Consider the following 23,129-nt stretch of genomic DNA (forward strand, 5'->3'; position numbering starts at 1 on the left):
GGGCCGTCCGGGGATTCGTCGACCCCCGTCGCGCCCTTAAAGTGCCCCTACGCGTGGCCGGTACGCGATGCCCCGACCACCCCTTTCAGTCACCTGATTCGCATGAGGATGCCCATGTTTACGGTCAACGAGTACTTCGACGGCACGGTCAAGTCGATCGCGTTCACGCAGGAGCAGGGCCCTGCGACCATCGGCGTCATGGCCCCCGGGGAGTACGAGTTCGGCACCGCCGCCGCGGAGATCATGCACGTGGTCAGCGGCGCCCTGACGGTGCGGCTGCCCGGCGCCGACGCGTGGGAGACCTTCGCCGCCGGGGACCACTTCAAGGTCGCAGGCGACAGCCGGTTCCAGCTGCGGGTCGCGGTGGAGACCGCCTACCTCTGCGAGTACCGCTGACCCTGCCCGGCCCGTCGGCGCTCCCGGCCCGTCGGCGCTTCCGGCCCGTCGGCCATTCCGGCACGGACGGCCTCCGGCACGCCGGGCCGTCACGCCGGGGGTGTCGTGTGACCCGGATTGCCACGCGGCACCCGGGCAACGTTCATGACCTGCGCTGATGCCGGGTAGCGCCACCGGCTCGAGGGCCTCGCACAGAGGTCGCCGTGGCGACGAAAGCAGCCGCGGCCGCAAGGCCGGAAAGCACTCCGAACAATTCCGGGTAGCCGTCCAGAATCGAGGCGAGGGTCGCTGCCGCGAAGGGGGCGAGCGCTGCGGCCGTCATGGCGGGGGCGCTGAGAATTCCGGAGAGCCGGCCGTAGTGCTCTGTTCCCCAGCGGTCGGTGATCGCCGTGGCCTGGAGGAGGGTGAGGTTGCCGCGGACCATGCCTGCCGCGATCGACACCGCGATCACCATGCCGTACGGGCCCGGCGTGACGGCGAGCGCCGCGGTGGTCAGGGCGCCGAGGGCGATGAGGGTCGTGGTGCGGACTGTCGTCCCGGTATGGCGGGCCAGTGGCGCGTAGAGAGTGCGGCCGAGGGTCTGGCCTGCGCCGCCGAGGCCGAGAGCCCAGGCCGCTTGGGATGTGGTGTAGCCGCGTTCGAGCAGCAGCGGGACGAGAGTGACGACGACGGCGTACATCGCGAAGGCCGAGAGCGTGAACGCGACCGCGAGCAGGAGGAACGGTCGGCTTCGGGCTACGGCGCCGGGGCTCGCGTCCGTACCGACCGGGGAGGGTGCCGCCGGGGGCCAGGGGGCTCTGAGGGTGATCGCGTGGGCCGGGATCGTGATGGCGGCGAGGATCGCCGCCAGCACCAGATAGGTCTCCCGCCACGACAGTTGCTCGGCCAGGGCGGCCGTGAGCGGCGCGAAGACCGTGGAAGCGAGGCCGCCGGCGAGGGTGACGATCGTGAGGGCGCGGAGGTGATCGGGGGCCCACCAGCGGGTGAGTGCGGCGAACGCGGGCTGGTAGAAGGTGGCCGCCATGGCGAACCCGCCCAGCAGCCACCCGGCGAAGAACACCGGCAGGTTCGGCGCCAGGGCCACGATCACCAGACTCAGGACCCCGGCCACGGAGCCTGCCGTCATGACCGTGCGTGGGCCGCGGTGGTCGATGATGCGACCCACGCGGATCCCGGCGAGGCCGGAGACGACCAGGGCGAGTGAGAACGCGGCCGTCGTGGCGCCGGTGGACCAGCCGCTGTCGGCGGTGATCTGCGGGTTCAGGACCGGGAAGGCGTAGTAGACGATGCCCCAGCTGGTGATCTGGGTGACGCAGAGCGCGGGCATGACGGCGCGGGGCCGCGACCGGTCCCCTGTTCCGGTCGCGGCTCCGCCGGTGTGAAGGTCGGTCATAGAGAGATCAGCAGCATCCGCCGGCGGCGACCGGTTCACTCGCCTCGTTGTCGGCGGTGGCCGCTGTGCCGGCGCAGCAGGTGCTGCCCTGTTGCTTGGTCAGGGTGTCGGCGTCTGCCTTGACGACGTACACCTCCCACGGTTCGCGGCCGGGGCCGTGGACCCACACCTTGTCCTGGAGGGCGTAACAACAGGTGGTGTCGTTCTCCTCCGTCGTCGGCAGACCGGCCTCGCCCAGGCGGGCGGTGGCGGCGTGGACCGCCTCGGTGCTGTCGACCTCGACGCCGAGGTGGTCCAGACGGGTGTCCTCGTTCTCGGCGCCTTCGATGAGGACGAGCTTGAGCGGCGGTTCCGCGATGGCGAAATTGGCGTAGCCGTCACGGAGCTTGGCCGGTTCGGTGCCGAAGAGCTTGGTGTAGAAGGCGACGGATGCCGCCAAGTCGGGAACGCGCAGGGCGAGCTGTACGCGGGACATCGTGTTCCTCCAGCTGCGGGTGGGTGGATGGGGCGGGGTCAGCAGCCGCCGGAGGCGGCCGGGGCTCCGACGCCGATCTGGAGCGCCGTCGGGCTCGCGCAGCAGCCGCCGTCGCCGGTCGGGGTGTCGGCGGGCTGATCGAAGAGGCCGGCGCCGCCGCAGACCCCGGTCTCCGGGAGTACGAGCTCGACGCGCTCGGCGGACTCACGGTCACCGGCAATGGCGGCGACGACCGAGCGGACCTGCTCGTAGCCGGTGAGGGCAAGGAAGGACGGCGCGCGGCCGTAGGACTTCATCCCCACCAGGTACACGCCCGCCTCCGGGTGCGCCAGCTCCTTCACACCGTGCGGGTAGACGGTGCCGCAGGAGTGCTGGTTCGGGTCGATGAGCGGAGCGAGCTCGACGGGGGCCTGGAGGCGGTCGTCGAGACCCAGGCGCAGTTCGTCGAGGAAGGTCAGATCGGGGCGGAAGCCGGTCAGGACGATGACCTCGTCGACCGGCTCGAGCCGGCGGCCGTCCTCGGCGACCAGGACCAGGCGCTCGCCGTCGCGCTCGATCGCATCCGTACGGAAGCCGGTGACGGCGTTCGCGTACCCCTCGTCGACCGCTGCCTTCGCCGCGAGGCCGAGGGCACCGCGGGCGGGGAGCTGATCGGCGCCGCCCCCGCCGAAGGTGTTGCCCGAGATGGCGCGCCGCAGGATCCATGTCGCACGGGTGTCCGCGCCGTCCTGGGACTTCGCAAGGGCGGCGAGCGAGGCGAGGGCGGTGAAGGCGGAGGCTCCGGAGCCGATGACGGCGGCGCGCCTGCCTGCGTAACGCGCCCGCACGGCGGGGTCGTTGAGGTCGGGAACGCGGTAGGAGATCCGATCGGCCGCCGCGCGCTCGCCGAGGGCCGGGAGGCCGTCGCCGCCGGCGGGGCTCGGGGTGGACCACGTACCGGAGGCGTCGATCACCGCCCGGGCGAGGACGCGCTCCTCGCGTCCGTCGCCGTACCGGATGTGCACGGTGAAGGGCTGCTGCTCGCGGTCGGCGTCGACAACGCGGTCGCGTCCGGTACGGGAGACGCCGGTGACCAGGACGTCGAGCCGGATCCTGTCACCGAGGACGTCCGCGAGCGGCTGGAGGTAGGCGGCCACCCAGTCCCCGCCGGTCGGATAGGTGTCGGCGTCGGGCTTCACCCAGCCGGTCGGAGCCAGGAGCTTCTCGGCGACGGGGTCGACGACCTCGGCCCATGCGGAGAAGAGCCGCACGTGGGACCACTCCCGCACAGCGGCTCCCGCCTGGGTGCCGGCCTCCAGCACCAAGGGTTCCAGGCCCCGGTCGACGAGGTGCGCGGCAGCGGCCAGACCGGCGGGCCCGGCTCCGACGACCACGACGGGCAGCTGGTCGATGGCGGTGACGTTCACGGCTCTTCCCCTTTTGATTCGACGTTTGTCGATGTCTTGCACCTTCAGCATGGCACTTGATTCGACAAGCGTCAACATAGACATCTATCGAAGCCGTGATTGCCCAATCGCTCGCCGGTTGAACGAGGCCGCCCGACCGCATGGGCGCGCGACAGGGCGGCGCAACTGCGTCGCGCAATTCCGGCCGAAGCCGGTGACGACCGCGTCAGTACGGCTGGAACGAGGCTGGGTGCGGCTCAGGGTGCGGAACTACGCTCGCTCGCCATGGCCCGGACATCGAGGCACTCACGCCTCCTCGGAATTGCGGCGGCGGTCACCGGATTGGTGGCACTGTCGGCAAGCCCTGCCACTGCGGACGGCTGTAGCGGGTGGCAGTGCGAGTGGACCTTCTACAACAACCAGATCGAAGTCGACAACGGCCCCGACCAGGCCGGCAACCAATCGTGGGTATGGGTGTACGACGGAAACGCCGACGGCTCCGCGATCGGGGCGTACATCCAGTGGAAGAACAGCCTGACCTACTCCGACCAGATCGACGACAACGGCTCCGGCAACTCCGGCAAGGCCGTGACCCACACCGAGGACGTACTGCGGGTCAAGTTCTGCTTCTACAGGAACGGGGTGCGCGTCGACTGCGAGGACGGGCCGTGGCGCTACGCGCCATAACAACCCCGGCCATCCCGCCCGGCAGAGCCTTAGGCCGCTGGTTCGACATGTGTCAACATAGATACATGTCGAACGTGAAGGTGCTGCCGGTACTGGAGCCCGAGATAGAGCCCTGCTGCCCGCCCCTCAATGAGCGGCCGCTGACCGCCGAGGAGGCCGAGCGGACCGCTGTCATGTTCAAGGCGCTGGGCGATCCGGTCCGGCTGCGGCTCTTCTCCTCCGTCGCCTCGCACGAGGGCGGCGAGGCATGCGTCTGCGACATCTCCGACGTCGGCGTCTCCCAGCCCACGGTCTCCCATCACCTGAAGAAGCTGAAGGAAGCCGGGCTGCTCTCCTCGGAACGGCGCGGCACCTGGGTCTACTACCGCGTCGAGCCCACCGTCCTCGCGGCCATGGGCGCCCTCCTCACCAAGGCCGCCTCGGCCTGACCCCGGTCTCTCGGTCGCCAGAGTGCCACGGGCGCCGCAGGCTCATGGCGCCGCCCGTAGGCGAACTGCGCGCTGCGCGGCCGATGTCCGAGGCGCGTCGTACTCTTCCCCGAGTTCGACTGCCCCGGGAGATTCGCTTGTCCGCTCGTGCTCGGCTCCGTGCCACCGTCCCCGCCCTCATGCCCTCGTCACAGGCCGGTCCGCCGGAGATCGTGGGGCCGCCCGAGCGCAGGATGCTCGTCCAGCGGAGCGACGACGAGATCGTGGCCCAGCCCCTGGACGACGCCTTCGTCGCCCGCACTGGGGCGAGCGTTCGCTTCCCCGCGCCCTGGCCTCGTAGTCGCGGGACGTGGGAAGTGGCGCCGGACGCGAGTCTGGCCGTCTTCGCCGGGGTCCATGCCGTGCGCGCGGTGGATCCGTCGGGTGCGACACGCTGGGAGGTCCGCCACGGATGCTGGTACGGCGCGTGCCGGGAGATGCACGAGTCGTACGACGAGTACACGGACCGGCAGGACCATCGGTACCCCGAGAGCGGCTCGGTCGGTTTCTCGGCGGACGGCAGGCTCGTCTGGGCGCACGTACGCGGCCCGTTGTCCGAGGGCGAGCTGAGCCCCGACACGGCCGACGAGTGGCTGGTCATCGACGCCGAGAACGGTCGCGTGCTCGCGCGGGCCGACGCCCAGGCCGCAGCAGCCGGCAGCTTCCACCTTCCCCACCCGACCGATCCTCATCAGATGGGGCTGAGCATCGGCGAAGGGCAGGACGGCGCACCCCTGCGATGGGGCCGCTGGGACGGGAAGGAACTGACCGTGGACTGCCTGGACGGCGATCTGTGCCTACTGAGCCTCAGCCCCACGGGCGACCGGCTCATGACCGTCTCTCACGACCAGGACTCCCTCGCCGTACGAGACTCTCGTGGCGCCGTCGTCGAGGCACTGGACTGGAACGCCGAAGCAGCGATTCCCCGACACCCGGACGCTCCCGCCGACACCGACGCCGAGGAGGACGAGGGCGAGCTGCACGTCTGCTGGGACTGGGCGGGCGGCTTCCTCGACGAGACGACCCTTGTCGCCTCGACTGCCGAGAGCGACGAGGAGTGGGGGCAGGGCCGACACTGGCTGGTCGACACCACGGGACACCACGGTTTCGTGCCGATCGACTACCCCTCGCCGATCTCCTGCGAGCCGACCGCGCTGGGAAACGGTGTCTGGTCGACGCTGTCCCAGACTCGTGACGTCCTCCACGTCTGGGGTCTCCACGGACTGGAAGGCTGATCTCGGCAGGACTTTCACGTGACCGCCGAAGTACCGGCGATGCTGATCACCGGTACCTCGGCGCCGTCATTCGTGGCGGGCGAGCTTCACCGCCGAGACCAGCAGGATCAAAGCCAGCGCTGGAATCAGTACCGCATCCGGGAAGACTCCAAGGAGCAGCGCGCCCCCTACCGCGCCCATGACCGACCCTGCGGCCATGACCATGGCGAAGCGCACGTTCGCGCCGAGCACCGCGAAGCTGCCGTCCCGGCTGTAGCGGGCGAACGCCACGAGCATCGTCGGCAGGGAGACCAGGAGGGAGAGGCTGCCCGCGGTCCTGACGTCCTCTCCGAACAGCAGCACGATCGTGGGAATCAGCAGCTCGCCGCCGGCCACGCCCATGATCGCCGCGACCACCCCGATGCCGAACCCGGCCACGACACCGGAAGGCACCTCTGCCCACAGCGGCAGGTCGAGTGTCCCCAAGGTCGTGGTGTGCGTGACCACCAGGGCAGCCGCCATCAGGACCATCAGCCCGGCCAGCACCTTGTAGAGGCTGGCGGTGCGCATGCGCACCGCCCAGGAGGCTCCGGCCCACGCACCGATCAGACTGCCGGCCAGCAGGTTGAGCGCGACGGGCCAGCGTGCGGCCACCTCCGCTGCCGGGACCGCCGCGAGTCGGGCGGGCAGCGCGACCAGGACCACGACCAGGCTCATCGCCTTGTTCAGGATGACGGCCGACAAAGCGGCGAACCCGAACAGGCCGATCAGCAGCGGGAGCCGGAACTCGGCGCCGCCCAGTCCGATCATTCCACCCAGAACGCCGATGGCCGCTCCCGCCCCGAACACGACGGGTGCCGAGCGCGTCGAACGAAGCGGAACGAGGTTCTGGCCGGTGGTCACGACAGGGATCCTCGCCGCTGAGCACCCTTGCCCACTACGGCTCTGCCCGATCTTCGGGGGAAGGCACCGGGTGTCCACTCAACGTTCGTCCACTTCTCCGATCCCAGCCTCGGCACTCTTCCGATCCCTGCCTCGGCGCCGGACCCACAGCTCTGTCTGGGAGACTCCGCCCCATGACCGGATCAGCCACCCGCACCATCACCGTCGTACCCCTCACGGCCGATCACGCCGACGAGGTCGTCGCGATCTACCAGGCCGGCATCGACGAGGGCAACGCCACCTTCGAGACCGTCGCTCCGACCTGGGAGCAGTTCGACGCGGCCAAGCTGCCCGAGCACCGATTCGCCGCGCTCGACGAGGCCGGCCGGGTGCTTGGGTGGGTGGCGGCCACGAAGGTCTCCGACCGGTGCGCGTACGCCGGAGTCGTCGAGCACTCCGTGTACGTACACCCCGACGCGCGGGGGCGCGGCGTCGCCTCGGTGCTGCTGAAGGCGCTCATCGACTCCACCGAGGCGGCCGGGATCTGGACGATTCAGTCCGGCATCTTCCCTGAGAACACCGCCAGCCTCGCCGTCCACGCCCGTGCGGGCTTCCGGGTCATCGGCACGCGTGAGCGCGTCGGCCGTCACCACGGTGTCTGGCGCGACACCGTCCTCGTGGAGCGTCGCAGCCCGCACATCGACTGACGCAAGCAAGCCCGGACGCACGCCTGCCCGCCCGCCCGCATGCAGGCAGGCAGGCAGGCAGGAGGCACACCACGACAGAACGGCGCCGTCGCCCTTGTTCAGGGGCGACGGCGCCGAACTCAGGATGCCTGGGCCGCCAGAGAGACCTCTTCCTTGCCGGCGTTCCCGGTGTCGGCGAGAAACGCGCCCAGCGAGGCCAGGACCCCGGGCGCCGGGCGGTAGTACACCCAGGTACCGCGCCGCTCGGAGGTGAGCAGGCCCGCTTCCCGGAGCTTCCTCAGATGGTGGGACACCGTCGACTGTCCGACGCCGGGTCCGCCAGGGCCCTCGGCAGATCCGCGTTCACCGACGTCAGCATGGCCTGATCGTGACACACCCAGCACAACCGGTGTCAACCACCGGAATTCTGAACGCCCTTGTACCGAAACCCATTTGAGGAGACCGACGTGTCCCGGATGCCCTCTGTCCTGTTCGTCTACATGCACAACGCCTGCCGGTCCCAGATGGCCGCCGCGTGGCTTCGCCACTTGGCCGGCGACCGGATCGAGGTCCGTTCGGCGGACTCCGCCCCGGCCTCGGCGGCGTGCTTCCTGAGCTCCTGAAGAGCATCCCAGCGGACCGAGAACCAGGCCCAGGTTCCTCGCTGTTCACGGCGCAGCAGCCCTGCGGTGGTGAGGATCTTCAGGTGCCGGCTCACCGTGGGCTGCGCCAGGTCGAACGCCCCGGGGAACAGGGCACACAGTGCTCCCCGCTCACGTCCTCGATCGGTATGCCTGCCAACGGAGTTGCCCTCCGGGCACCATACGAGCCGACAAGATCGCACGGCGAATCCGACGATCGATGTCCGTCAGGCGTTCACCCTTCGTTCACCCATGCGGCCTCACCGCAGAAGGGCAGCAATGGCCCGCGCGGCTTCGCGGGCGGGACGACCGACGCCGACGAGGGTGGCCGAGGCGGGGCCGGTCCAGTCGCCGTACCCGAGCAAGTGAAGTCGGGGCTCCCCCACAGCCTCTGTTCCCCGGGTGGGGATGTGTCCGCGAGGACCGCGGAGCCCGAGCGGGGCGAGGTGGGCGAGAGCAGGACGGAAGCCGGTGCACCAGATGATCGCGTCGGCCTCGGCACGCGTACCGTCAGCCCACTCGACACCGGTCCCCGTCACACGCTCGAACATCGGTTGCGCCTTGAGGAGGCCCGTATCGCGGGCTTCGCGTACGGGCGGTACGGCGACGATGTCACCGAGCGAAGCGACTCCCCCGCCGTCGGTGCGGCCTTCGTCGAGGGCACGGCGGCGGGCGGTGGCGTGGTCGAAGAGGGCACGTCCGTCGATGTCGTCGGCGAGGAACCGCGCGGGGCGCTGCGTGACCCAGGTGAGGTCGGTGCCGTACGCGAGATCGGCGGCGACCTGCGCTCCGGAGTTCCCGCCTCCGACGACGATCACTTGCATTCCGGCGAACTCGCCGGGGGTGCGGTACTCGACGGTGTGGAGCTGCCGCCCCTGGAACGCCTCGCGGCCGGGGACGGCGGGGAGGAACGGCCGTGACCACGTTCCGGTGGCGCTGACGACGGCGCGGGCGCGCCAGGTACCGGAGTCGGTCTCGACGCGAAGGTGCTCGCCGTCGCGGCGGACCGCCGCGACGCGAACGGGCCGATGGACGGGGAGCTCGTACCGCTGCTCGTAGTCCGTCAGGTAGTCGACGACGTGCGCGGCGTCGGGGTACGTCTCCCCCTGCTGCGGCGGCATCAGGCGACCGGGCAGGGACGAGTAGGCGGCCGGCGAGAAGAGGTGCAGCGAGTCCCACGTGTGCTGCCAGGCTCCACCCGGCGTGGGCTGAGCGTCCAGGACTGCGAAGTCGAGGCCGCCGAGGCGGCGCAGGTGGTATCCGGCGGCGAGTCCCGCCTGGCCACCGCCGATCACAACGACGTCGAGTGGCCTGCTCATCTCTCCGGCTTCCCTTCGTGCGACGGTGCCTCGCCCGGTCGGAGGGGCGAGGCACCGAGGAGTGGCGTGGCGGGGTTACCGCTGAGCAGGGGCGAACTTCTTGCGCCAGGCCAGCGACACGTACACGAGCGCGACCAGGACGGGAACCTCGATGAGCGGGCCGACGACTCCGGAGAGCGCCTGGCCGGAGGTGACGCCGAAGGTGGCGATGGCGACGGCGATGGCGAGTTCGAAGTTGTTGCCGGCGGCGGTGAAGGCGAGCGTTGCGGTGCGGTCGTAGTTGAGGCCGATGGCCTTGCCGAGGGCGAAGGTGCCGAACCACATGACCGCGAAGTAGACGAGGAGCGGCAGCGCGATCCTCGCGACGTCCAGCGGCTGCGAGGTGATGGTCTTCCCCTGAAGGGCGAAGAGGATGACGATCGTGAACAGCAACCCGTAGAGCGCCCACGGTCCGATCTTCGGCAAGAACTTCGTCTCGTACGACTCCCGGCCCATCCTCTTCTCGCCGATCCGGCGGGTGAGGAATCCGGCCACCAGCGGAACGCCGAGGAAGATGACGACGTTCAGGGCGATCTTCCACATCGAGATGTCGAGCGTCTCGCCCTCGCCGAGGCCCAGCCAGCCGGGCAGCAGGTCGAGGTAGAACCAGCCCAGGACGCCGAAGGCGATGACCTGGAAGACCGAGTTCAGGGCGACGAGGACAGCGGCGGCCTCACGGTCGCCGCAGGCCAGGTCGTTCCAGATGATCACCATGGCGATGCACCGCGCCAGGCCGACGATGATCAGGCCGGTGCGGTACTCGGGCAGGTCCGGCAGGAAGATCCAGGCGAGGGCGAACATGAGTGCCGGGCCGAGGATCCAGTTGATGACGAGCGACGAGACCATGAGCTTCTTGTCGCCCGTGACGGCGTCGAGCTTGTCGTACCGGACCTTGGCGAGGACCGGGTACATCATGATCAGCAGGCCGACGGCGATGGGCAGCGAGATGCCGCCGATCTCGACCTTGGCCAGGGCGTCGTTCAGGCCTGGGATCAGCCGCCCGAGCCCGAGGCCGAGGCCCATGGCGAGGAGGATCCAGACGGCGAGGAAACGGTCGAGCGTCGACAGCTTCGCGACGACCGAGGAATCCGCCGCCGGAGCGGGCGCTTGGGTGGGGGTCACGGACAGGCCCTCTTGTTCTCGGCAGCGGTACGGGCGGACTCGGCCAGGTCGGCGAACTGGCCGGCGAGCTGGGCGATGACGTCCGGCTTCAAGCGGTAGTACGTGAAGCGACCGCAGGGCTCGGTCTCCACCACACCGGCCTCGCGCAGCACGCGCAGGTGGTTGGAGAGGTTGGTCTGCTTGGCGCCCGTCTCCTCGACGAGGTGGGTGGTGCAGAGGGTCTCGCGGGCGAGCAGGGTCACGATCTGGAGCCTGAGGGGATCGGCCAGAACCCGGATCAGATCAGTATCGACTGACGTCATCATGGACTGATACTGTCACATCACTCGCTGCTGATACCAGCCGGGGCTGACCTCTTGCCGGCAAGGAAGATCCGATGACCACCGCTCCGCTCGCCTCCGTGCTCTTCGTCTGCGTCCACAACGCGGGCCGCTCCCAGATGGCCGCCGGGTTCCTCAACCACCTGGCCGGCGATCGCGTCGAGGTCCGCTCCGCCGGCTCGATCCCGGGCGACCAGGTCAACCCGGCCGCCGTCGAGGCCATGGCCGAGGTCGGCGTCGACATCTCCGATCAGAAGCCGAAGGTGCTGACCACCGAGGCCGTCCGGGCATCCGACTACGTCATCACCATGGGCTGCGGAGACGCCTGCCCGATCTTCCCCGGCAAGAAGTACCTCGACTGGGCCCTGGAGGACCCGGCCGGCCAGGGCGTCGAGGCCGTCCGTCCGATCCGCGACGAGATCAAGGTCCTCATCGAAGGCCTCATCGCCGAGATCGACGCGAAGCAGGAGGCGTGACTCCCTTGACCGACTCGAATGCGGCGACCGGGGGCGACGTCCGTGGGTCGTCGTCATAGGCTCCGGCCCCGCCGGATACACCGCCGCCCTCTACACCGCCCGCGCGCAGCTCAAGCCGCTGCTCTTCGGCAGCTCGATCTTCGTCGGCGGGTCCCTCACCACCACGACCGAGGTCGAGAACTTCCCCGGATTCCCCACCGGCATCGAAGGCCCCGACCTCATGGACAACATGCGGGCCCAGGCCGAGCGCTTCGGCGCCGAGATGATCGACGACGACATCGTCTCCGTCGACCTGACCGGCGACATCAAGGAAGTCACCGACAGCGAGGGCACAGTTCACCGCGCCAAGGCCGTGATCATCGCGACCGGCTCCGGCTACCGCAAGCTAGGCCTCCCGAACGAGGACGAGCTGTCCGGCCGCGGTGTCTCGTGGTGCGCCACCTGCGACGGCTTCTTCTTCCGCGACCGCGACATCGTCGTGGTCGGCGGCGGCGACACTGCCATGGAGGAGGCCACCTTCCTCACCCGCTTCGCCCGCTCCGTCACTGTCGTCCACCGCCGCTCGACCCTGCGCGCCTCCAAGACCATGCAGAACCGGGCCTTCGCGGACGACAAGATCTCCTTCGCCTTCGACAGCGAGATCGCCGAGATCAAGGCCGAGAACGGCATGCTCGCCGGCGTCGTCCTGCGCGACACCTTCAGCGGCAAGACCCGCGACCTCGACGCCACCGGTCTCTTCATCGCCATCGGCCACGACCCGCGCGCGGATCTGTTCACGGGGCAGATCGACCTCGACGACGAGGGGTACATCAAGGTCGAGGCGCCCTCCACCCGCACGAACCTGCCAGGGGTCTTCGCCGCCGGCGACGTCGTCGACCACACCTACCGACAGGCCATCACGGCCACGGGCTCCGGCTGCCAGGCCGCACTCGACGCGGAGCGATACCTCGCCGCCCTCGCCGACAGGAGCACGGCCGCCGCGAGCGTCGCCGTCACAGCCTGAGGCCACACCGAAGCCCACGCTGCCCGGCCCGCCTGGGTCGGCGCCGCTCACGTCCCCGACGGCCGCGGCTGCTCCGGCGGAACCGAGCTCTCGGCAGCCGCCATCCACTGGTCCAGGTCGGCCTGGGTGAACTCCGCCCACGGTGGGATCTCGGGGAGCCGGCGGAGGAGGTCGTAGGCCTCGGGGATCTGGGGGCCGCGGAGGACCGGGCAATGACAGCCGGCGATGACCTCCGCGTTCAGGCGTTGGAAGTCGGTGACGACCGCCCCGAACTTCTGGGCGTCCAGCAGGGCGACCCAGGGGGACACCAGGCGCCCGCCGAAGAGCTGGCCGTCGCGGAATTCGTCCGGCGACATCGCTGCCGTTTCGGGCATGGGAGCCGACACGTTCGTGGCGAAGGTGTCGACGGCCCACAGGACGTCGGTCTTCGGGTCGAAGAGTGCGCGGGTCGTGGGGTTGTCGTACAGAGGCGGTCGTTTGGCGACCAGGGTGCGGTCGCCCGCGTCGATCGTGTCGCCGTCGGTCATGAAGCGGCACCGGTTGATGGGAGTCTCCCACTCCTCGGCCATGCGGCCGAGGGAGAACCACGTCGTCAGCAGGGTCGCGTTCGGGCATGCCGCGAGGACGGCGAGGAGGTTGCCGGCGTGGTCGCGGTCGTCGTGGGTGAGGAAGATCCACCGCACGTCCAGGGGATCCACGACGGACCAGGCTGCCTCCAGCCACTGGGCGCGCACCGCCGGCGCCCCGGTGTCCACGAGGATCGGTTCCGCTCCCCGGATCACCATCGAGTTCATCGGGAAGTGGCCGACCGGCGGGGCCTCGAGGGCCCATGGGATGACGAACGTCTCCTCGGCGATCTTGTACGGCTGCAGAAGGGTGAAACTTTCCATGGTGGTCATCGCTGCTCTCCTTAGGGCGGAGTTGCCGCAGCGTCCATGACTCCAGTGCAACCCCGTGCCTGGTTGTCGTCAAACGCGACGGATCGACCACGCTCGGACCGGCCGGCCACGCTCACCGGCCTGCTGCTCGGACTGGCCGGCGCGGCGGGCGAGACGGCCCCCTGATCTTCACCGCCACGGTGTTCCTCGGGGCCCCCACCCTCCCAACCGGTGCCACGACCATGGACAACAAGGTCGACAGGACTGTCATCTCGGTCCGCGACCTGCAGATCCTCGACGGCACCAAGCGCCTGGTCGGACCGGTGACGTTCGAGCTGGCCGCCGGATCCACCACCGGCCTGTGCGGTCCGTCGGGCGCCGGCAAGTCCACCGTGCTTCACACCCTGGTCGACCTGCTGCCCCACGGTCTCCGCCGTCAGGGCGAGGTGGAGGTCCTCGGCCGTCCCGTCCGGCACGGCAAGGGCGACGCCGGCCTGCGCAGCACCGTCGTCCTGGTACCGCAGACCCCCGTGGTCTTCTGCGGCAGCATCCTGGACAACGCCCTGTTCGACCTCCGTCACCCGGTACGGGCGTCCCCACAAGCGCCCTGGACGAGCGGAGCCGCGACACGGTCGAGGAGTCCGTGGCGGCCCTGCGGGGCAATCGGACGGTCCTGCTCGTCTCGCACGACCCCGCGCAGCCGGAACGCCTCCGGACCCTCGCTCCGGATCTCGCGGGGGACGCCGACCGCGGTCGGCTTGCGGGGTGGCGGCGACGGTCGCATAGTCCGAGGTATGGACGCGCGTGAGGCGGCGCTCCGACAGGCGTACGAGCATGCTGTCCGGTGGCTGGCGAGCCTGTCCGACCGCCGGATTCCCGCCCGCGCTTCGGTCGACGAGATCGTGAACGCGCTCGGTGCCGAACTGCCTGCCGGCCCCGGCACGCCCGCCGACGTCGTCGACCTGCTGGCCACGGCCTGTGAACCGGGGCTCACCGCGTTCCCCAGCGGCCGCTTCTACGGGTTCGTGGTGGGCGGCACCGAGCCGGCCGCGCTGGCTGCCGACTGGCTGGTCAGCGCCTGGGACCAGAACTGTGTGATGCGCACCGTCTCGCCCGCGTACACGGCGGCGGAGGAGATCGCCGGCGCCTGGTTGCTCGATCTGCTCGGCCTGCCGGGGGACAGCTCCGTGGGCTTCACCACGGGTGCGACGATGGCGAACTTCACGTGCCTCGCCGCCGGGCGGGACACGGTGCTGCGGCGCACCGGCTGGAACGTCGCCCGTGACGGCCTCACGGGTGGCCCGCCCGTGCGTGTCGTCGCCGGCGAGTCCCGGCACATGGCCATCGACCTGGCCTTGCGCTACCTCGGGCTCGGCCGGCCCGACCTGGTGGCCGCGGACGATCAAGGACGCATCGAGCCCGAGGCCCTGCGCAGGGCGCTGACCACCGGCGGACAGAGCCCCACGATCGTGATCCTCCAGGCCGGCGACATCCATTCCGGCGCCTTCGATCCCTTCGCCGCCGGCATCCGTGCCGCGCGCGAGGCAGACGCCTGGGTCCATGTCGACGGCGCGTTCGGACTGTGGGCAGCCGCCTCGCCGCACTACGCCCACCTGACGGCGGGCTGCGCGGACGCGGACTCCTGGGCGACGGACGCCCACAAGACGCTGAACGTCCCCTACGACTGCGGACTCGCGATCGTGCGCGACGCGTCCGCGGTCCGGGCGGCGATGGGCCAGCGTGGCGACTACCTCATCCAGCACGAACACGGCGACCCCATCGACAAGGTGCCCGAACTCTCCCGGCGCGGCAGAGCGTTCACCGTGTGGGCCGCCCTCAGGTCCCTCGGCCGATCAGGCGTCTCCGACCTCGTCGAGCGGCTGTGCCGCCACGCCTCCGCGTTCGCCGCCGGCATCACCGGGATCGACGGCGCGACCGTTCTCAACGAGGTCGCGTTCACACAGGTCTGCGCCGAGTTCGGCAGCGACGGACGCACCGACCGGGTACTTGCCAGGCTGCTCGACGACGGCACCGCCTGGATCAGCGGCTCCACCTGGCACGGCAGACGCGTCATGCGGATCTCGGTGAGCAACTGGTCGACCACCGACGACGATGTGACGCGCACACTCGACGCGATCCGGCGCGCGGCCGCAGAGGCCTGACGGCAGTCGAACCGCCCGTCGAACCACCCGTCGCACGCCCCTGCACCAGGAGTGGCACGAGCTGGAGGACGCAAAGGGGCCCGCCAGCACTCCGAGGGCGGTGTTCGAGGCGTGGTCGACGGTGATCGACGCCTTCCGGCAGGTCGGGCCCGAGACCGTCTCCACGCCACCTGCGTTCGAAGACTCCGCACACCTTGCCGCCGGACTTCGTCGTTCGAGGCCCGGCGGCACGGTATGCGTGGGGGAATCGCTCCGGCGTTCATCTCTCTGCGCGGACGGAGTGCACTGTCGTGTCGCGCGGAGTGCGGCTAGATGCTTGATCCGCCGCCGGATGTGTTGTTCCACCAGGCGCTGTAGGAGTTCAGCGAGTACCGCTTCTGCACGCCGCTGGTCGAGGTGATCTCAAGGCCGAACTGCATCGTGTCGAAATCGGTGTTGCGCAGGAGGTTCTGCGACGCGGCCCATCGCCAGACCGCCGAGGCGTCGATGCTGCCGGTGTCGGTCTGTTGGGCGGGGATGAGCTGCAGGACGTTCCAGCCGGGATCGACCTGCCAGACCGACGCGTACAGGATGCCGCCGACGGTCACGTTGGACGCGATCTGCCTTCCCCAGCCGCCTGCCGTCCCGGACCAGCTGGTGAAGACCATGATCTCGTCCTGGTTGCCGGTCGACCAGAGGTCGCTCGTCCAGTTCCAGTGGTCGCTGCCGGCGACGGGAGCCGACGACGTGTTGTACCAGAAGCCCGCCGAGTTCAACTGCGACAGGGGCGTCCGGGGCCGGACCGAGGTGTTCGGGTAGGACTTGATCCCGCCGCCGGAGTGGTTGGCATCGACGTACCAGGACTTGATGCTGTTCACGGTCTGACACTGCGTGCCGTGGTTTTCGCCCCAGACGTTGTTGTAGATCGTCCAGGTGCCCTGGGTGTACTGACCCCACCGGTCGCAGGTGGCGCTTGCCTGGGCCTGCGCCGGAGACGCGAAGCTCAGGAACCCGGCGATCACGGCGACGATCAGGGCGAGCCGTCCGAACCCGGCCGACTTGCTGCTGATGGATTCAAGGGATTGCCCACTCATGTGTCCCTCCAAGGACGGCGATGGGTTGTTCCGGACCCCGCCGAAAGCGATTCGGCCGAGACGGTCGATCGGCTGACGTGGTGACACCTTCGCTCCGTTCGCATGCGGTGCAGCTCGCGATGGTGGGTGGCTCGTGTCGTCGAGGTGGCGCGCTCAAGAGCTGCGGGAACGGTGCTCGGTCCCCTTGCTTTCAAGCACCGGTCTGCCAGACGCAGTTGCACACTGTCGAAGCGCTTGCGTCCCGCCGGACAGTAATGATGGGACGTCTGAACAGCAAGACTCTGCGCAGGAAGACACACTTCTTTCACCTGTGGACATCGCCGTCGATGCGCTTCGAACAGCGCCGCCGCGCCCGCCACCTGGCCTTCACGGAACCGCTACTGGCCCCGGTGGATGTGGCGGAAGGTGCCGGGGCGGGTGCCGGTCAACGGGATCTTGTGAACGATTTCCACCGGCGTCTGCGTGAACTCGACGACGGTGCGGGCGCATCAGCATGCGGCCGGGGCCAGAAAAGAGGGCCTGGGAAGGCGAAGCGGTCGGTCGGTCACGCGGCGGGCTGACCACCAAGATCCACCTCGCCTGCGTCGGCGAGGGCCGGCTCAAGCAGAGCCGGGCCCTGGCCACTCGCTACGACAAACGCGCCCGGCACTGCCGAGCCATGGTCACCGTCGCCCGCCTACGACTCCGGCTCCCATGACTGCCCGGACACTCCCTGAAGCCTGTCGTTCGGATCAGGCCGGGATGCGGGTCCCTGCGCCGCCGACCCTGATCCGCCGGTCGCCCGCCCGCAGTTCCACCGTCAGGACGCCGGGGCGTCCCATGTCCTCCCCTTGGTGGAGGGTGAGGACCGTCGCCTCGGGGACGAGTCCGAGCTCACGGGCGTACGCGCCGAAGGCGGCGGCCGCCGCCCCGGTCGCCGGGTCCTCGACCACACCGCCCACCGGGAAGGGGGCGCGGACGTGGAAGACCTCCGCAGAGGCGCGCCAGACCAACTCCAGCGTCGTCAGGTCGAGCCGGTGCATGAGGGTCTCCAGGCGGGCGAAGTCGTACGCCAGGTGGGCCAGGCGCTCTCGGCTCGCGGCGGCAAGGATCAGATGGCGGGCGCCCGCGAAGGCGATGCGGGGAGGCAGGGCGGGATCGAGGTCGCCGGCCGGCCAGTCGAGCGCGGCGAGTGCCTCTGCCAGGTCATCGGCCGCGACCTCCTCGATGTGCGGCTCGACGCTCGTGAGTGTGGCCCGCAACGCCCCGCCCTCGCGCGTCACGGTGACCGGCACGGTCCCGGCCCGCGTGGTGAATACCAGGTCGCCGGGACCGATGCGCTCGCCGAGGGCCACGGCCGTCGCGACGGTGGCGTGACCGCAGAAGGGCACTTCCGCCTTGGGGCTGAAGTAGCGGATGGTGTACGCGCGCCCGGCGTCCGACGCGCCGGAGCCCGCTCCCTCGGACGGCGCAGTCAGGAACGCGCTCTCGCTGTAGCCGACTTCGGCGGCGATCGCCAGCATCTCCTCGTCGCTGAGGCCCGTGGCGTCGAGAACGATTCCGGCGGGATTGCCTCCCTCGGGATCGTCGGAGAAGGCGGTGTAACGCAGGACGTCGGGGGTTTCCCGTGTGGAGTTCATGCCGGGGCAACGGCGGGGGCCCCCGGGTTGATTCCCCAGGTAGGGACCGTCTCGGAGCTCCGCTCCGCGGTCACGATCTCGGCGATCTCGGCTTCTGCGCTCATGGCATACACCCCCTCGTGTCGATCCGCTCCCGCCCCCGACGATGCTCAACGCGCGCGAGCGGACAAGGCACATGGCCGTCCCCGGGTTCCACCGCGCGCGCTCCGCGGCAGCATCGCCGGGAGCTTGAGGCGTGAGCACGGCGATAGAGGCCGTGTGGAATCTGGAACCGGCCGCCGAGTTGATCATCGGTGCCAGATCCGCCGCGAGACGGAACGTGAGATTCTCGACGCCGCCGAGCGGTTGCTGCGCGAGCGGCCCTTTCGTGAGATCAGCGTCGATGCCGTGATGAGCCAGACCGGGCTCAAGCGCCCTGCGTTCTACGTGCACTTTCGAGACCGGCACGATCTGGCCCTGCGCGTCGTGGAGAACGCCGGCCGCACCCTGTTCGAGATGACCGACCGCTGGTTGCGCGGCGAGGACCCGGCGGCCGACGCCCGTCGCGCCTTCGAGGGCTTGGTCGAGGTCTACGTCGAGCACGGCTCTGTCCTACGCGCGCTGGCCGACGCCGCCGCGAGCGACGAGAAAGTCGAGCGCGCCTATAACGCGCTCGTCCAGCGCTTCATCGACGCTACCGTCCGGCACATCCGAGATGAGCAAGCCCGCGGTCGAATCGGTGAACTCGCGGATGTCGAGCAGACGGCCCGTGCCCTGATCTGGATGGACGAGCGGTACCTCTCCGAAGCCCTTGGTCGCGAACCGCACGCCGATCCGCAGGTGGTTGCCGACGTCCTCTACAACATCTGGATGTCGACGCTCTACAGCGCCGACCCAGCGGTCGCCTCACACCGAAGCGCCGCGTCACTACCTGCCGCCGGGCAGTAGCGGGGCTGCATCCAGGAAGCTGCCGCCCGGGCACGAGGACCAGGGCAACGCCCGCATCGGGATCTCCCCAACCCGGCGATGTCTACCTCGCCCCGGCAAGGCGCCCTGGCCACCACACCAGCCGGTGACCACCCACGCCCGAAAGCCCATGGGCACTGCGCACACCCCTGCAGATGAGGGCAGCGGGCCTCGGGCAGCCTGCTGCGTCCTCACGCAGGTCGCCGCGAGCAGATCCGCTGACCGGCAGGGCCATGGGAGTAGCGGTGATGCAAAGGCTCGCCGCAGGGGCGGCAGTCGGTCGACTGCCGCCCCTGCGACACGTTCACAGGCGCCACGGCACGCGCCTCGCACCTCCCGGCCGCTACTCCTGGGCGCGCGCACCCAGCATGTCCACCGCGTTGAGGAACAGATACGCGCCGAGGACGTAGAAGAACACTCGCCATGCGACACCCTTCGTCTTCCATCGCTCGGACGCTCGTTCCGTGTCGTCACCCTCGCTGATCGCGACAGCCTCCTCTCAGGACGGCGCATGGCCGGCGGGGGTGCTGCGGATGCGGAACTTGACAACCCCTCGCCGGAACATTCTAAACTCAAAGTGGAATCGAAGACGACTTTTGTTTCCGGCTCACCATCCACCAGCGAGATCTCAGCTGATCGTGGCCAGGGCCGCGCGGATCGTCGGTCAGCGCGGCGGTCTCCACGGCTGGGCAGGCAGGAGCACGAACTCATGAGCGGCACGATCGACAGCCATGCCCTTGCGGGCACACCCCGATGAACACCGATGCCTGCGGCACCACCCGACACGTCGACCTTCGGGGGTACTCCGGCAGAGCGCGTGAATGGCAGAAGGCGAGCTGGAACCGGGTACTGCGTGAAGTGGTCGTCGGAAGCCTGATCATGCTCATACCTGCCCTCCTCCTGGGATTCTTCATCTCCTGGGAGATGGGCACAGCCGTCATCATGGTGACCGCGGGAGCGGCCGCACTCTCCTCGCTCTTCTTCTCCTTCAGGGGGCACACGCTGAGATGCGCGGCCAAGAAGGGCGTCGTTCTCGCGCTCGGTTGGTGGGAGCGGGTCTGAAGCCCGCGCTGTTCACTCCTGTGACATGACGCCTCAGCGGCGATGGCACATCCCGCCTGCGAGCCTCGGCCGGCGCGGTGCATGCTCCCCGCGCCACGACCGCCTTCGGCCACTTCGGCCCTCGTCAGACGCTGTCCAGAGCGGAGACGAGACTGGCCACGGTGATGGTATTGAAAACGAACGCGATACACGCGTTGGCCGTCACAGTCCGGCGCATCTCCTTGGACATCACGGTGACATCGGTCGTGCCGAACGTCGTCATGACCGAGAAGGCGAAATAGATGTAGTCGATCCAGATCAAGTTTCCGTCGCCGGGAAACTCAAGTGCCCGCTCTCCTTCCACAAGGTTGTCGGCTTGGAAGGCGACCGCGAAGGAGACGGCGACGCAGATCCAGGCGACGGCCACCAGGGCGAGGGCCGCAAGCGCTCGGGGAACCGGTTCGAACGCAGAGCCGATGTGCCCGGGACGCCACACGACCGCCACGACCAGGGCGGCGGCCGCGATGAAGAGGGAAACCCCTGGCCCGGGTGCCGTCCCGTACACGTACCGCTGGAGCATCGTGCCCCGCGTCTCCCGGCCGGCCCAGGTGCGCACCCGCTCCGGAGGGGCGGTCGAGAAGGCGATGGTCGTGATCAGGAGATAGGGAAAGAGGTAGGCGAGCAACAGCAGCACGCACACATCAGCCCCCGAGTAGCGCGCCCAGCTGCGATCGATACCGAGAAGCAGTGCTGCTGTTCCTGCGGCGATGCATCCACTCAGCGCCGACCGGCGGCGTTCGGAGAGCCACTCGTTCCGGCTGCGAGCCCCGGGACGCGACTGCTGCACGGGCGAACTCCTCAGGACTTCCGGCTGTCGACCACGTCGAGTCCCGAAGCTACGGCATCACGCCGGCCCACCAGCGGTGCGCGCCGGGGTGTCGTCATGCTCGAACGCCCGCGGGCCACCTGGGCGCCCGTGGAGCACCCTTCGTGCCGTTCTCGACCCACGACGGCATTTGAGCACCATGCTGAACGGCCTCGGGCCGATAGGCGGCCCATCGGGACCGAGGGGACGAAGCGAGTAGCCAGACCGCAACGAAGCCGATGAGTTCGCCGGCCAGAACCGCGTACCCGGGCCCCTGAAAACGTTCACGACGAGGTCGTGAAGCCGTCGCCGTCGGCCGGGAGCTGATTGGCCACGCAGAGTACGACGACGAGGGAGATCAACCCGTCGTCGAAACCTCCCTCGATGTTCAGGGCCGCCCGTACCCGCAGGGGAACCCTTTCGTCCCTCAGGAGGACCGGGGCGAGATCCATAGGCATCACGCAGACTGCGGCCACGGTAGGGAGCCACCAGTTCGTTCCGGGGAAGAGCAGGGCGCCGGCGAGGATGACGGAGGCCGGCAGGGCCGGGCTCAGCAGACGGACTTCTCCCACCGTCCTCCTCGGCTACGGGAGGTTCGGCCGACAGTGCTCGTCCCTGTCTTCTACGGATGCCCTCTCAGGCCCGCCGGCCGTTGTGCCGGCCGCCGTTGAACCAATCGGCGATACGGTCCACGAGCCAGACCGCACGGAGACCGGCCCGGGACATGGCCGGCGCGGGGAAGAACCTGGGCTTCTCGCGCCACAGGGCGAGGAGGTCCTCGTGCGGGGTGTCGCCGGCAACGTGGTCGGCGATCAGCTGCCCGAGGTAGGGGGCTTGCCCCAGGCCGTGCCCATTGCAGCCGATCGAGTAGTGGATGTTGTCGGCGACCCGGCCCGCCACGGGCAGCCAGCTGGGCGTGACCGCCACCCAGCCGCCCCACGTGCGGTCGAACTCGACGTCCGCGAGGGAGGGGAAGTACGTCCTGAACCCCTCCAGGAGACCGGCCACTACCGACTCGTCGGCCGTGCGTCCTGGCGACAGCGGGTACTTTCCGCGCTGCAACCTGCGCACGCCGGTGACGATCGTGTTGCGCGACGTCAGCCGGAAGTTCTGCATGATGGCGTGCTGGGTGACGAGTCCGGACCGGCTGGTCCAGCCCAGAGCGGCGAGGCGGGCGGGATCGATCGGCGCGGTTTCGGCCTCCGTGACCCAGATCGGAGAGGCCAGTCGCTTCGGGGTGACCGCCAGCTCTCCGCCGAACGCATTCGCGGCCAGCACCACTCGGTCGGCCCGGACGTGACCACCGGGCACCGAGACCCGTACACCGGCGCCGGACGCCTCGACGTTCTCGACACGTGTTCGTTCGTATACGCGTACCGTCGAGGCGAGCAGGGCGCGACGCACGCCCATGGTCAGCTTCCCCGGGTCCAGCATGCCGCCGACCGGTTCGCGTACCCCGCCGATGAAGCCCCGCGGGATACCGAGTTCGGTGCTGTCCCCGACCTCGACCGTCGCGCCCGCTGCGGCGAGGATCTTGGCGACTCGGCGGACCCTGCCCATCTGGCCCTTCGACACCGCGACACCGACATTGCCCGTCGGCTCGTAGTCGCACTCGATGCCGAGGCGGTCGATGAGAGCCTCGATGAAGTGGGCGGAGTTCTCGGCGAACCTCACGATGGCGGGCAGGCGCTTGGGATAGAGGAGATTGAGCAACTGGATGTCGCCGCCAGGCCCGCCCGCCAGCTGTCCGGCGTTTCGCGAACTCGAGCCATGGCCGCAGAACTCCGCCTCGAGCAGAACGACGTCGACTCCGCGTTCGGCCAGGCGCAGGGCGGTCGACATGCCTCCGAGCCCGCCCCCCACGACCGTCACTTCACAGGTCAGATCGCCCTCTAGCGCTGGACTCACATCGGACGGTGCCTCGATCCATCCGGTGAACGTCCTGTAGTCGATGCTGTGGCTTGCCATCTCACCGTTCCTTGCGCGCGCTGCACCCGTGGTGCGAGCAATTCATTAATATCAAACTCGATTCGAGTTTGAT

23 protein-coding genes and 4 pseudogenes are annotated in these 23,129 nt (G+C 69.5%); 12 read left to right on the forward strand and 15 right to left on the reverse strand.

Translation table 11 applies throughout. From position 1 onward, the window contains the following. Positions 1 to 114: 114 nt before the first annotated feature. Positions 115 to 396, forward strand: a complete 282-nt coding sequence (locus E0F75_RS03555) for a pyrimidine/purine nucleoside phosphorylase (protein ID WP_187620918.1) — start codon at positions 115 to 117, stop codon at positions 394 to 396. 142 nt (positions 397 to 538) lie between these two features. Here the strand turns inward: E0F75_RS03555 and E0F75_RS03560 are convergent, their stop codons facing one another. Genes E0F75_RS03560 through E0F75_RS03570 form a run of 3 tightly spaced genes read right to left on the reverse strand, consistent with a single transcriptional unit; the run spans position 539 to position 3,670 of the window. Continuing rightward, on the reverse strand, positions 539 to 1,789 hold the full coding sequence (locus tag E0F75_RS03560) for an MFS transporter (RefSeq protein ID WP_187620919.1): 1,251 nt from the start codon (positions 1,787 to 1,789) through the stop codon (positions 539 to 541). A 7-nt stretch (positions 1,790 to 1,796) separates the two neighbouring features. Then, positions 1,797 to 2,264, reverse strand: coding sequence for an ArsI/CadI family heavy metal resistance metalloenzyme (locus tag E0F75_RS03565; RefSeq protein ID WP_187620920.1), 468 nt, complete (start codon positions 2,262 to 2,264; stop codon positions 1,797 to 1,799). A gap of 38 nt (positions 2,265 to 2,302) precedes the next feature. After that, complete coding sequence (locus tag E0F75_RS03570; protein ID WP_229312456.1) at positions 2,303 to 3,670, reverse strand: NAD(P)-binding domain-containing protein; 1,368 nt, start codon at positions 3,668 to 3,670, stop codon at positions 2,303 to 2,305. A gap of 324 nt (positions 3,671 to 3,994) precedes the next feature. Here E0F75_RS03570 and E0F75_RS03575 point away from each other — a divergent pair, with 324 nt between their 5' ends. The 3 genes from E0F75_RS03575 to E0F75_RS03585 all read left to right on the forward strand — a co-directional run bounded on the left by E0F75_RS03575 (position 3,995) and on the right by E0F75_RS03585 (position 6,038). Further along, entirely contained in the window at positions 3,995 to 4,336 is a 342-nt protein-coding gene (locus E0F75_RS03575) for a hypothetical protein (protein WP_187620922.1), read from the forward strand. A gap of 65 nt (positions 4,337 to 4,401) precedes the next feature. Then, positions 4,402 to 4,764, forward strand: a complete 363-nt coding sequence (locus tag E0F75_RS03580; RefSeq protein ID WP_187620923.1) for a helix-turn-helix transcriptional regulator — start codon at positions 4,402 to 4,404, stop codon at positions 4,762 to 4,764. A gap of 137 nt (positions 4,765 to 4,901) precedes the next feature. Beyond that, positions 4,902 to 6,038 (forward strand): hypothetical protein, encoded by a 1,137-nt coding sequence (locus E0F75_RS03585; RefSeq protein ID WP_187620924.1) that lies wholly within the window; start codon positions 4,902 to 4,904, stop codon positions 6,036 to 6,038. A gap of 66 nt (positions 6,039 to 6,104) precedes the next feature. On the opposite strand, the gene E0F75_RS03590 is transcribed toward E0F75_RS03585, so the two are convergent. After that, positions 6,105 to 6,920, reverse strand: coding sequence for a sulfite exporter TauE/SafE family protein (locus E0F75_RS03590; protein ID WP_187620925.1), 816 nt, complete (start codon positions 6,918 to 6,920; stop codon positions 6,105 to 6,107). 173 nt (positions 6,921 to 7,093) lie between these two features. Between E0F75_RS03590 and E0F75_RS03595 the strand changes: the two genes are divergently transcribed. Further along, positions 7,094 to 7,606, forward strand: a complete 513-nt coding sequence (locus E0F75_RS03595; protein ID WP_187620926.1) for a GNAT family N-acetyltransferase — start codon at positions 7,094 to 7,096, stop codon at positions 7,604 to 7,606. Positions 7,607 to 7,725: 119 nt separating this feature from the next. Here the strand turns inward: E0F75_RS03595 and E0F75_RS40660 are convergent. Next, positions 7,726 to 7,917, reverse strand: a pseudogene (locus E0F75_RS40660) (ArsR/SmtB family transcription factor); the annotation flags it as partial. Between the two features lie 135 nt (positions 7,918 to 8,052). Between E0F75_RS40660 and E0F75_RS03605 the strand changes: the two are divergent. Continuing rightward, positions 8,053 to 8,181, forward strand: a pseudogene (locus E0F75_RS03605) (phosphotyrosine protein phosphatase); the annotation flags it as partial. 83 nt (positions 8,182 to 8,264) lie between these two features. On the opposite strand, the pseudogene E0F75_RS40340 reads toward E0F75_RS03605, so the two are convergent. The 4 genes and pseudogenes from E0F75_RS40340 to E0F75_RS03625 form a co-directional block, all read right to left on the reverse strand. Beyond that, a pseudogene (locus E0F75_RS40340) lies at positions 8,265 to 8,429 on the reverse strand (ArsR family transcriptional regulator); the annotation flags it as partial. 57 nt (positions 8,430 to 8,486) lie between these two features. Next, complete coding sequence (locus E0F75_RS03615; protein ID WP_187620928.1) at positions 8,487 to 9,545, reverse strand: ArsO family NAD(P)H-dependent flavin-containing monooxygenase; 1,059 nt, start codon at positions 9,543 to 9,545, stop codon at positions 8,487 to 8,489. Between the two features lie 75 nt (positions 9,546 to 9,620). Further along, positions 9,621 to 10,706: an ACR3 family arsenite efflux transporter gene (arsB, locus tag E0F75_RS03620; protein ID WP_187620929.1), complete on the reverse strand. Its 1,086-nt coding sequence runs from the start codon at positions 10,704 to 10,706 to the stop codon at positions 9,621 to 9,623. Beyond that, positions 10,703 to 11,011 (reverse strand): helix-turn-helix transcriptional regulator, encoded by a 309-nt coding sequence (locus E0F75_RS03625; RefSeq protein ID WP_187620930.1) that lies wholly within the window; start codon positions 11,009 to 11,011, stop codon positions 10,703 to 10,705. The genes arsB and E0F75_RS03625 overlap by 4 nt, the downstream gene beginning before the upstream one ends. Positions 11,012 to 11,082: 71 nt before the next feature. Here E0F75_RS03625 and E0F75_RS03630 point away from each other — a divergent pair, with 71 nt between their 5' ends. Continuing rightward, positions 11,083 to 11,502 (forward strand): arsenate reductase ArsC, encoded by a 420-nt coding sequence (locus tag E0F75_RS03630; protein WP_187620931.1) that lies wholly within the window; start codon positions 11,083 to 11,085, stop codon positions 11,500 to 11,502. 55 nt (positions 11,503 to 11,557) lie between these two features. Next, positions 11,558 to 12,505: a thioredoxin-disulfide reductase gene (trxB, locus tag E0F75_RS03635; RefSeq protein ID WP_187621035.1), complete on the forward strand. Its 948-nt coding sequence runs from the start codon at positions 11,558 to 11,560 to the stop codon at positions 12,503 to 12,505. Between the two features lie 47 nt (positions 12,506 to 12,552). On the opposite strand, the gene E0F75_RS03640 is transcribed toward trxB, so the two are convergent. Beyond that, on the reverse strand, positions 12,553 to 13,404 hold the full coding sequence (locus E0F75_RS03640; RefSeq protein ID WP_229312458.1) for an MBL fold metallo-hydrolase: 852 nt from the start codon (positions 13,402 to 13,404) through the stop codon (positions 12,553 to 12,555). Between the two features lie 221 nt (positions 13,405 to 13,625). Here E0F75_RS03640 and E0F75_RS03645 point away from each other — a divergent pair, with 221 nt between their 5' ends. After that, a complete protein-coding gene (locus tag E0F75_RS03645; RefSeq protein ID WP_229312459.1) occupies positions 13,626 to 15,545 on the forward strand; it encodes a pyridoxal-dependent decarboxylase in 1,920 nt (639 codons plus the stop codon). A 308-nt stretch (positions 15,546 to 15,853) separates the two neighbouring features. On the opposite strand, the gene E0F75_RS03650 is transcribed toward E0F75_RS03645, so the two are convergent. After that, on the reverse strand, positions 15,854 to 16,618 hold the full coding sequence (locus tag E0F75_RS03650) for a hypothetical protein (protein WP_187620933.1): 765 nt from the start codon (positions 16,616 to 16,618) through the stop codon (positions 15,854 to 15,856). Between the two features lie 456 nt (positions 16,619 to 17,074). Between E0F75_RS03650 and E0F75_RS03655 the strand changes: the two are divergent. Then, positions 17,075 to 17,216, forward strand: a pseudogene (locus E0F75_RS03655) (IS5/IS1182 family transposase); the annotation flags it as partial. Between the two features lie 133 nt (positions 17,217 to 17,349). On the opposite strand, the gene E0F75_RS03660 reads toward E0F75_RS03655, so the two are convergent. Then, positions 17,350 to 18,237, reverse strand: a complete 888-nt coding sequence (locus E0F75_RS03660; protein WP_187620934.1) for a PhzF family phenazine biosynthesis protein — start codon at positions 18,235 to 18,237, stop codon at positions 17,350 to 17,352. A gap of 258 nt (positions 18,238 to 18,495) precedes the next feature. On the opposite strand from E0F75_RS03660, the gene E0F75_RS03665 reads away from it, so the two are divergent. Together E0F75_RS03665 and E0F75_RS03670 are read left to right on the forward strand one after the other, a co-directional pair. Further along, a complete protein-coding gene (locus tag E0F75_RS03665; RefSeq protein WP_229312460.1) occupies positions 18,496 to 19,164 on the forward strand; it encodes a TetR/AcrR family transcriptional regulator in 669 nt (222 codons plus the stop codon). Between the two features lie 897 nt (positions 19,165 to 20,061). Then, positions 20,062 to 20,244 (forward strand): hypothetical protein, encoded by a 183-nt coding sequence (locus tag E0F75_RS03670; RefSeq protein ID WP_229312461.1) that lies wholly within the window; start codon positions 20,062 to 20,064, stop codon positions 20,242 to 20,244. 124 nt (positions 20,245 to 20,368) lie between these two features. On the opposite strand, the gene E0F75_RS03675 is transcribed toward E0F75_RS03670, so the two are convergent. The 3 genes from E0F75_RS03675 to E0F75_RS03685 form a co-directional block, all read right to left on the reverse strand. Further along, positions 20,369 to 21,070 (reverse strand): DUF1345 domain-containing protein, encoded by a 702-nt coding sequence (locus tag E0F75_RS03675; RefSeq protein WP_229312462.1) that lies wholly within the window; start codon positions 21,068 to 21,070, stop codon positions 20,369 to 20,371. A gap of 302 nt (positions 21,071 to 21,372) precedes the next feature. Then, positions 21,373 to 21,660, reverse strand: a complete 288-nt coding sequence (locus E0F75_RS03680; protein ID WP_187620937.1) for a hypothetical protein — start codon at positions 21,658 to 21,660, stop codon at positions 21,373 to 21,375. Positions 21,661 to 21,724: 64 nt separating this feature from the next. Then, positions 21,725 to 23,056 (reverse strand): FAD-binding oxidoreductase, encoded by a 1,332-nt coding sequence (locus E0F75_RS03685; RefSeq protein WP_187620938.1) that lies wholly within the window; start codon positions 23,054 to 23,056, stop codon positions 21,725 to 21,727. Between the last annotated feature and the right edge of the window lie 73 nt (positions 23,057 to 23,129).

The organism is Streptomyces sp. CB02980, from assembly GCF_014451325.2.
GTDB lineage: Bacteria > Actinomycetota > Actinomycetes > Streptomycetales > Streptomycetaceae > Streptomyces.

Excerpts from the sequence above, each read along its gene's own strand:
- E0F75_RS03560 (WP_187620919.1), bottom strand. The coding sequence starts at position 1,789 with ATGACCGACCTTCACACCGGCGGAGCCGCGACCGGAACAGGGGACCGG.
- E0F75_RS03640 (WP_229312458.1), bottom strand. The coding sequence starts at position 13,404 with ATGACCACCATGGAAAGTTTCACCCTTCTGCAGCCGTACAAGATCGCC.
- E0F75_RS03670 (WP_229312461.1), top strand. The coding sequence starts at position 20,062 with ATGCTCATACCTGCCCTCCTCCTGGGATTCTTCATCTCCTGGGAGATG.
- E0F75_RS03645 (WP_229312459.1), top strand. The coding sequence starts at position 13,626 with ATGGACAACAAGGTCGACAGGACTGTCATCTCGGTCCGCGACCTGCAG.
- E0F75_RS03660 (WP_187620934.1), bottom strand. The coding sequence starts at position 18,237 with ATGAACTCCACACGGGAAACCCCCGACGTCCTGCGTTACACCGCCTTC.
- E0F75_RS03565 (WP_187620920.1), bottom strand. The coding sequence starts at position 2,264 with ATGTCCCGCGTACAGCTCGCCCTGCGCGTTCCCGACTTGGCGGCATCC.
- E0F75_RS03650 (WP_187620933.1), bottom strand. The coding sequence starts at position 16,618 with ATGAGTGGGCAATCCCTTGAATCCATCAGCAGCAAGTCGGCCGGGTTC.
- E0F75_RS03625 (WP_187620930.1), bottom strand. The coding sequence starts at position 11,011 with ATGATGACGTCAGTCGATACTGATCTGATCCGGGTTCTGGCCGATCCC.
- E0F75_RS03615 (WP_187620928.1), bottom strand. The coding sequence starts at position 9,545 with ATGAGCAGGCCACTCGACGTCGTTGTGATCGGCGGTGGCCAGGCGGGA.
- E0F75_RS03595 (WP_187620926.1), top strand. The coding sequence starts at position 7,094 with ATGACCGGATCAGCCACCCGCACCATCACCGTCGTACCCCTCACGGCC.
- E0F75_RS03630 (WP_187620931.1), top strand. The coding sequence starts at position 11,083 with ATGACCACCGCTCCGCTCGCCTCCGTGCTCTTCGTCTGCGTCCACAAC.
- E0F75_RS03685 (WP_187620938.1), bottom strand. The coding sequence starts at position 23,056 with ATGGCAAGCCACAGCATCGACTACAGGACGTTCACCGGATGGATCGAG.
- E0F75_RS03580 (WP_187620923.1), top strand. The coding sequence starts at position 4,402 with ATGTCGAACGTGAAGGTGCTGCCGGTACTGGAGCCCGAGATAGAGCCC.
- E0F75_RS03555 (WP_187620918.1), top strand. The coding sequence starts at position 115 with ATGTTTACGGTCAACGAGTACTTCGACGGCACGGTCAAGTCGATCGCG.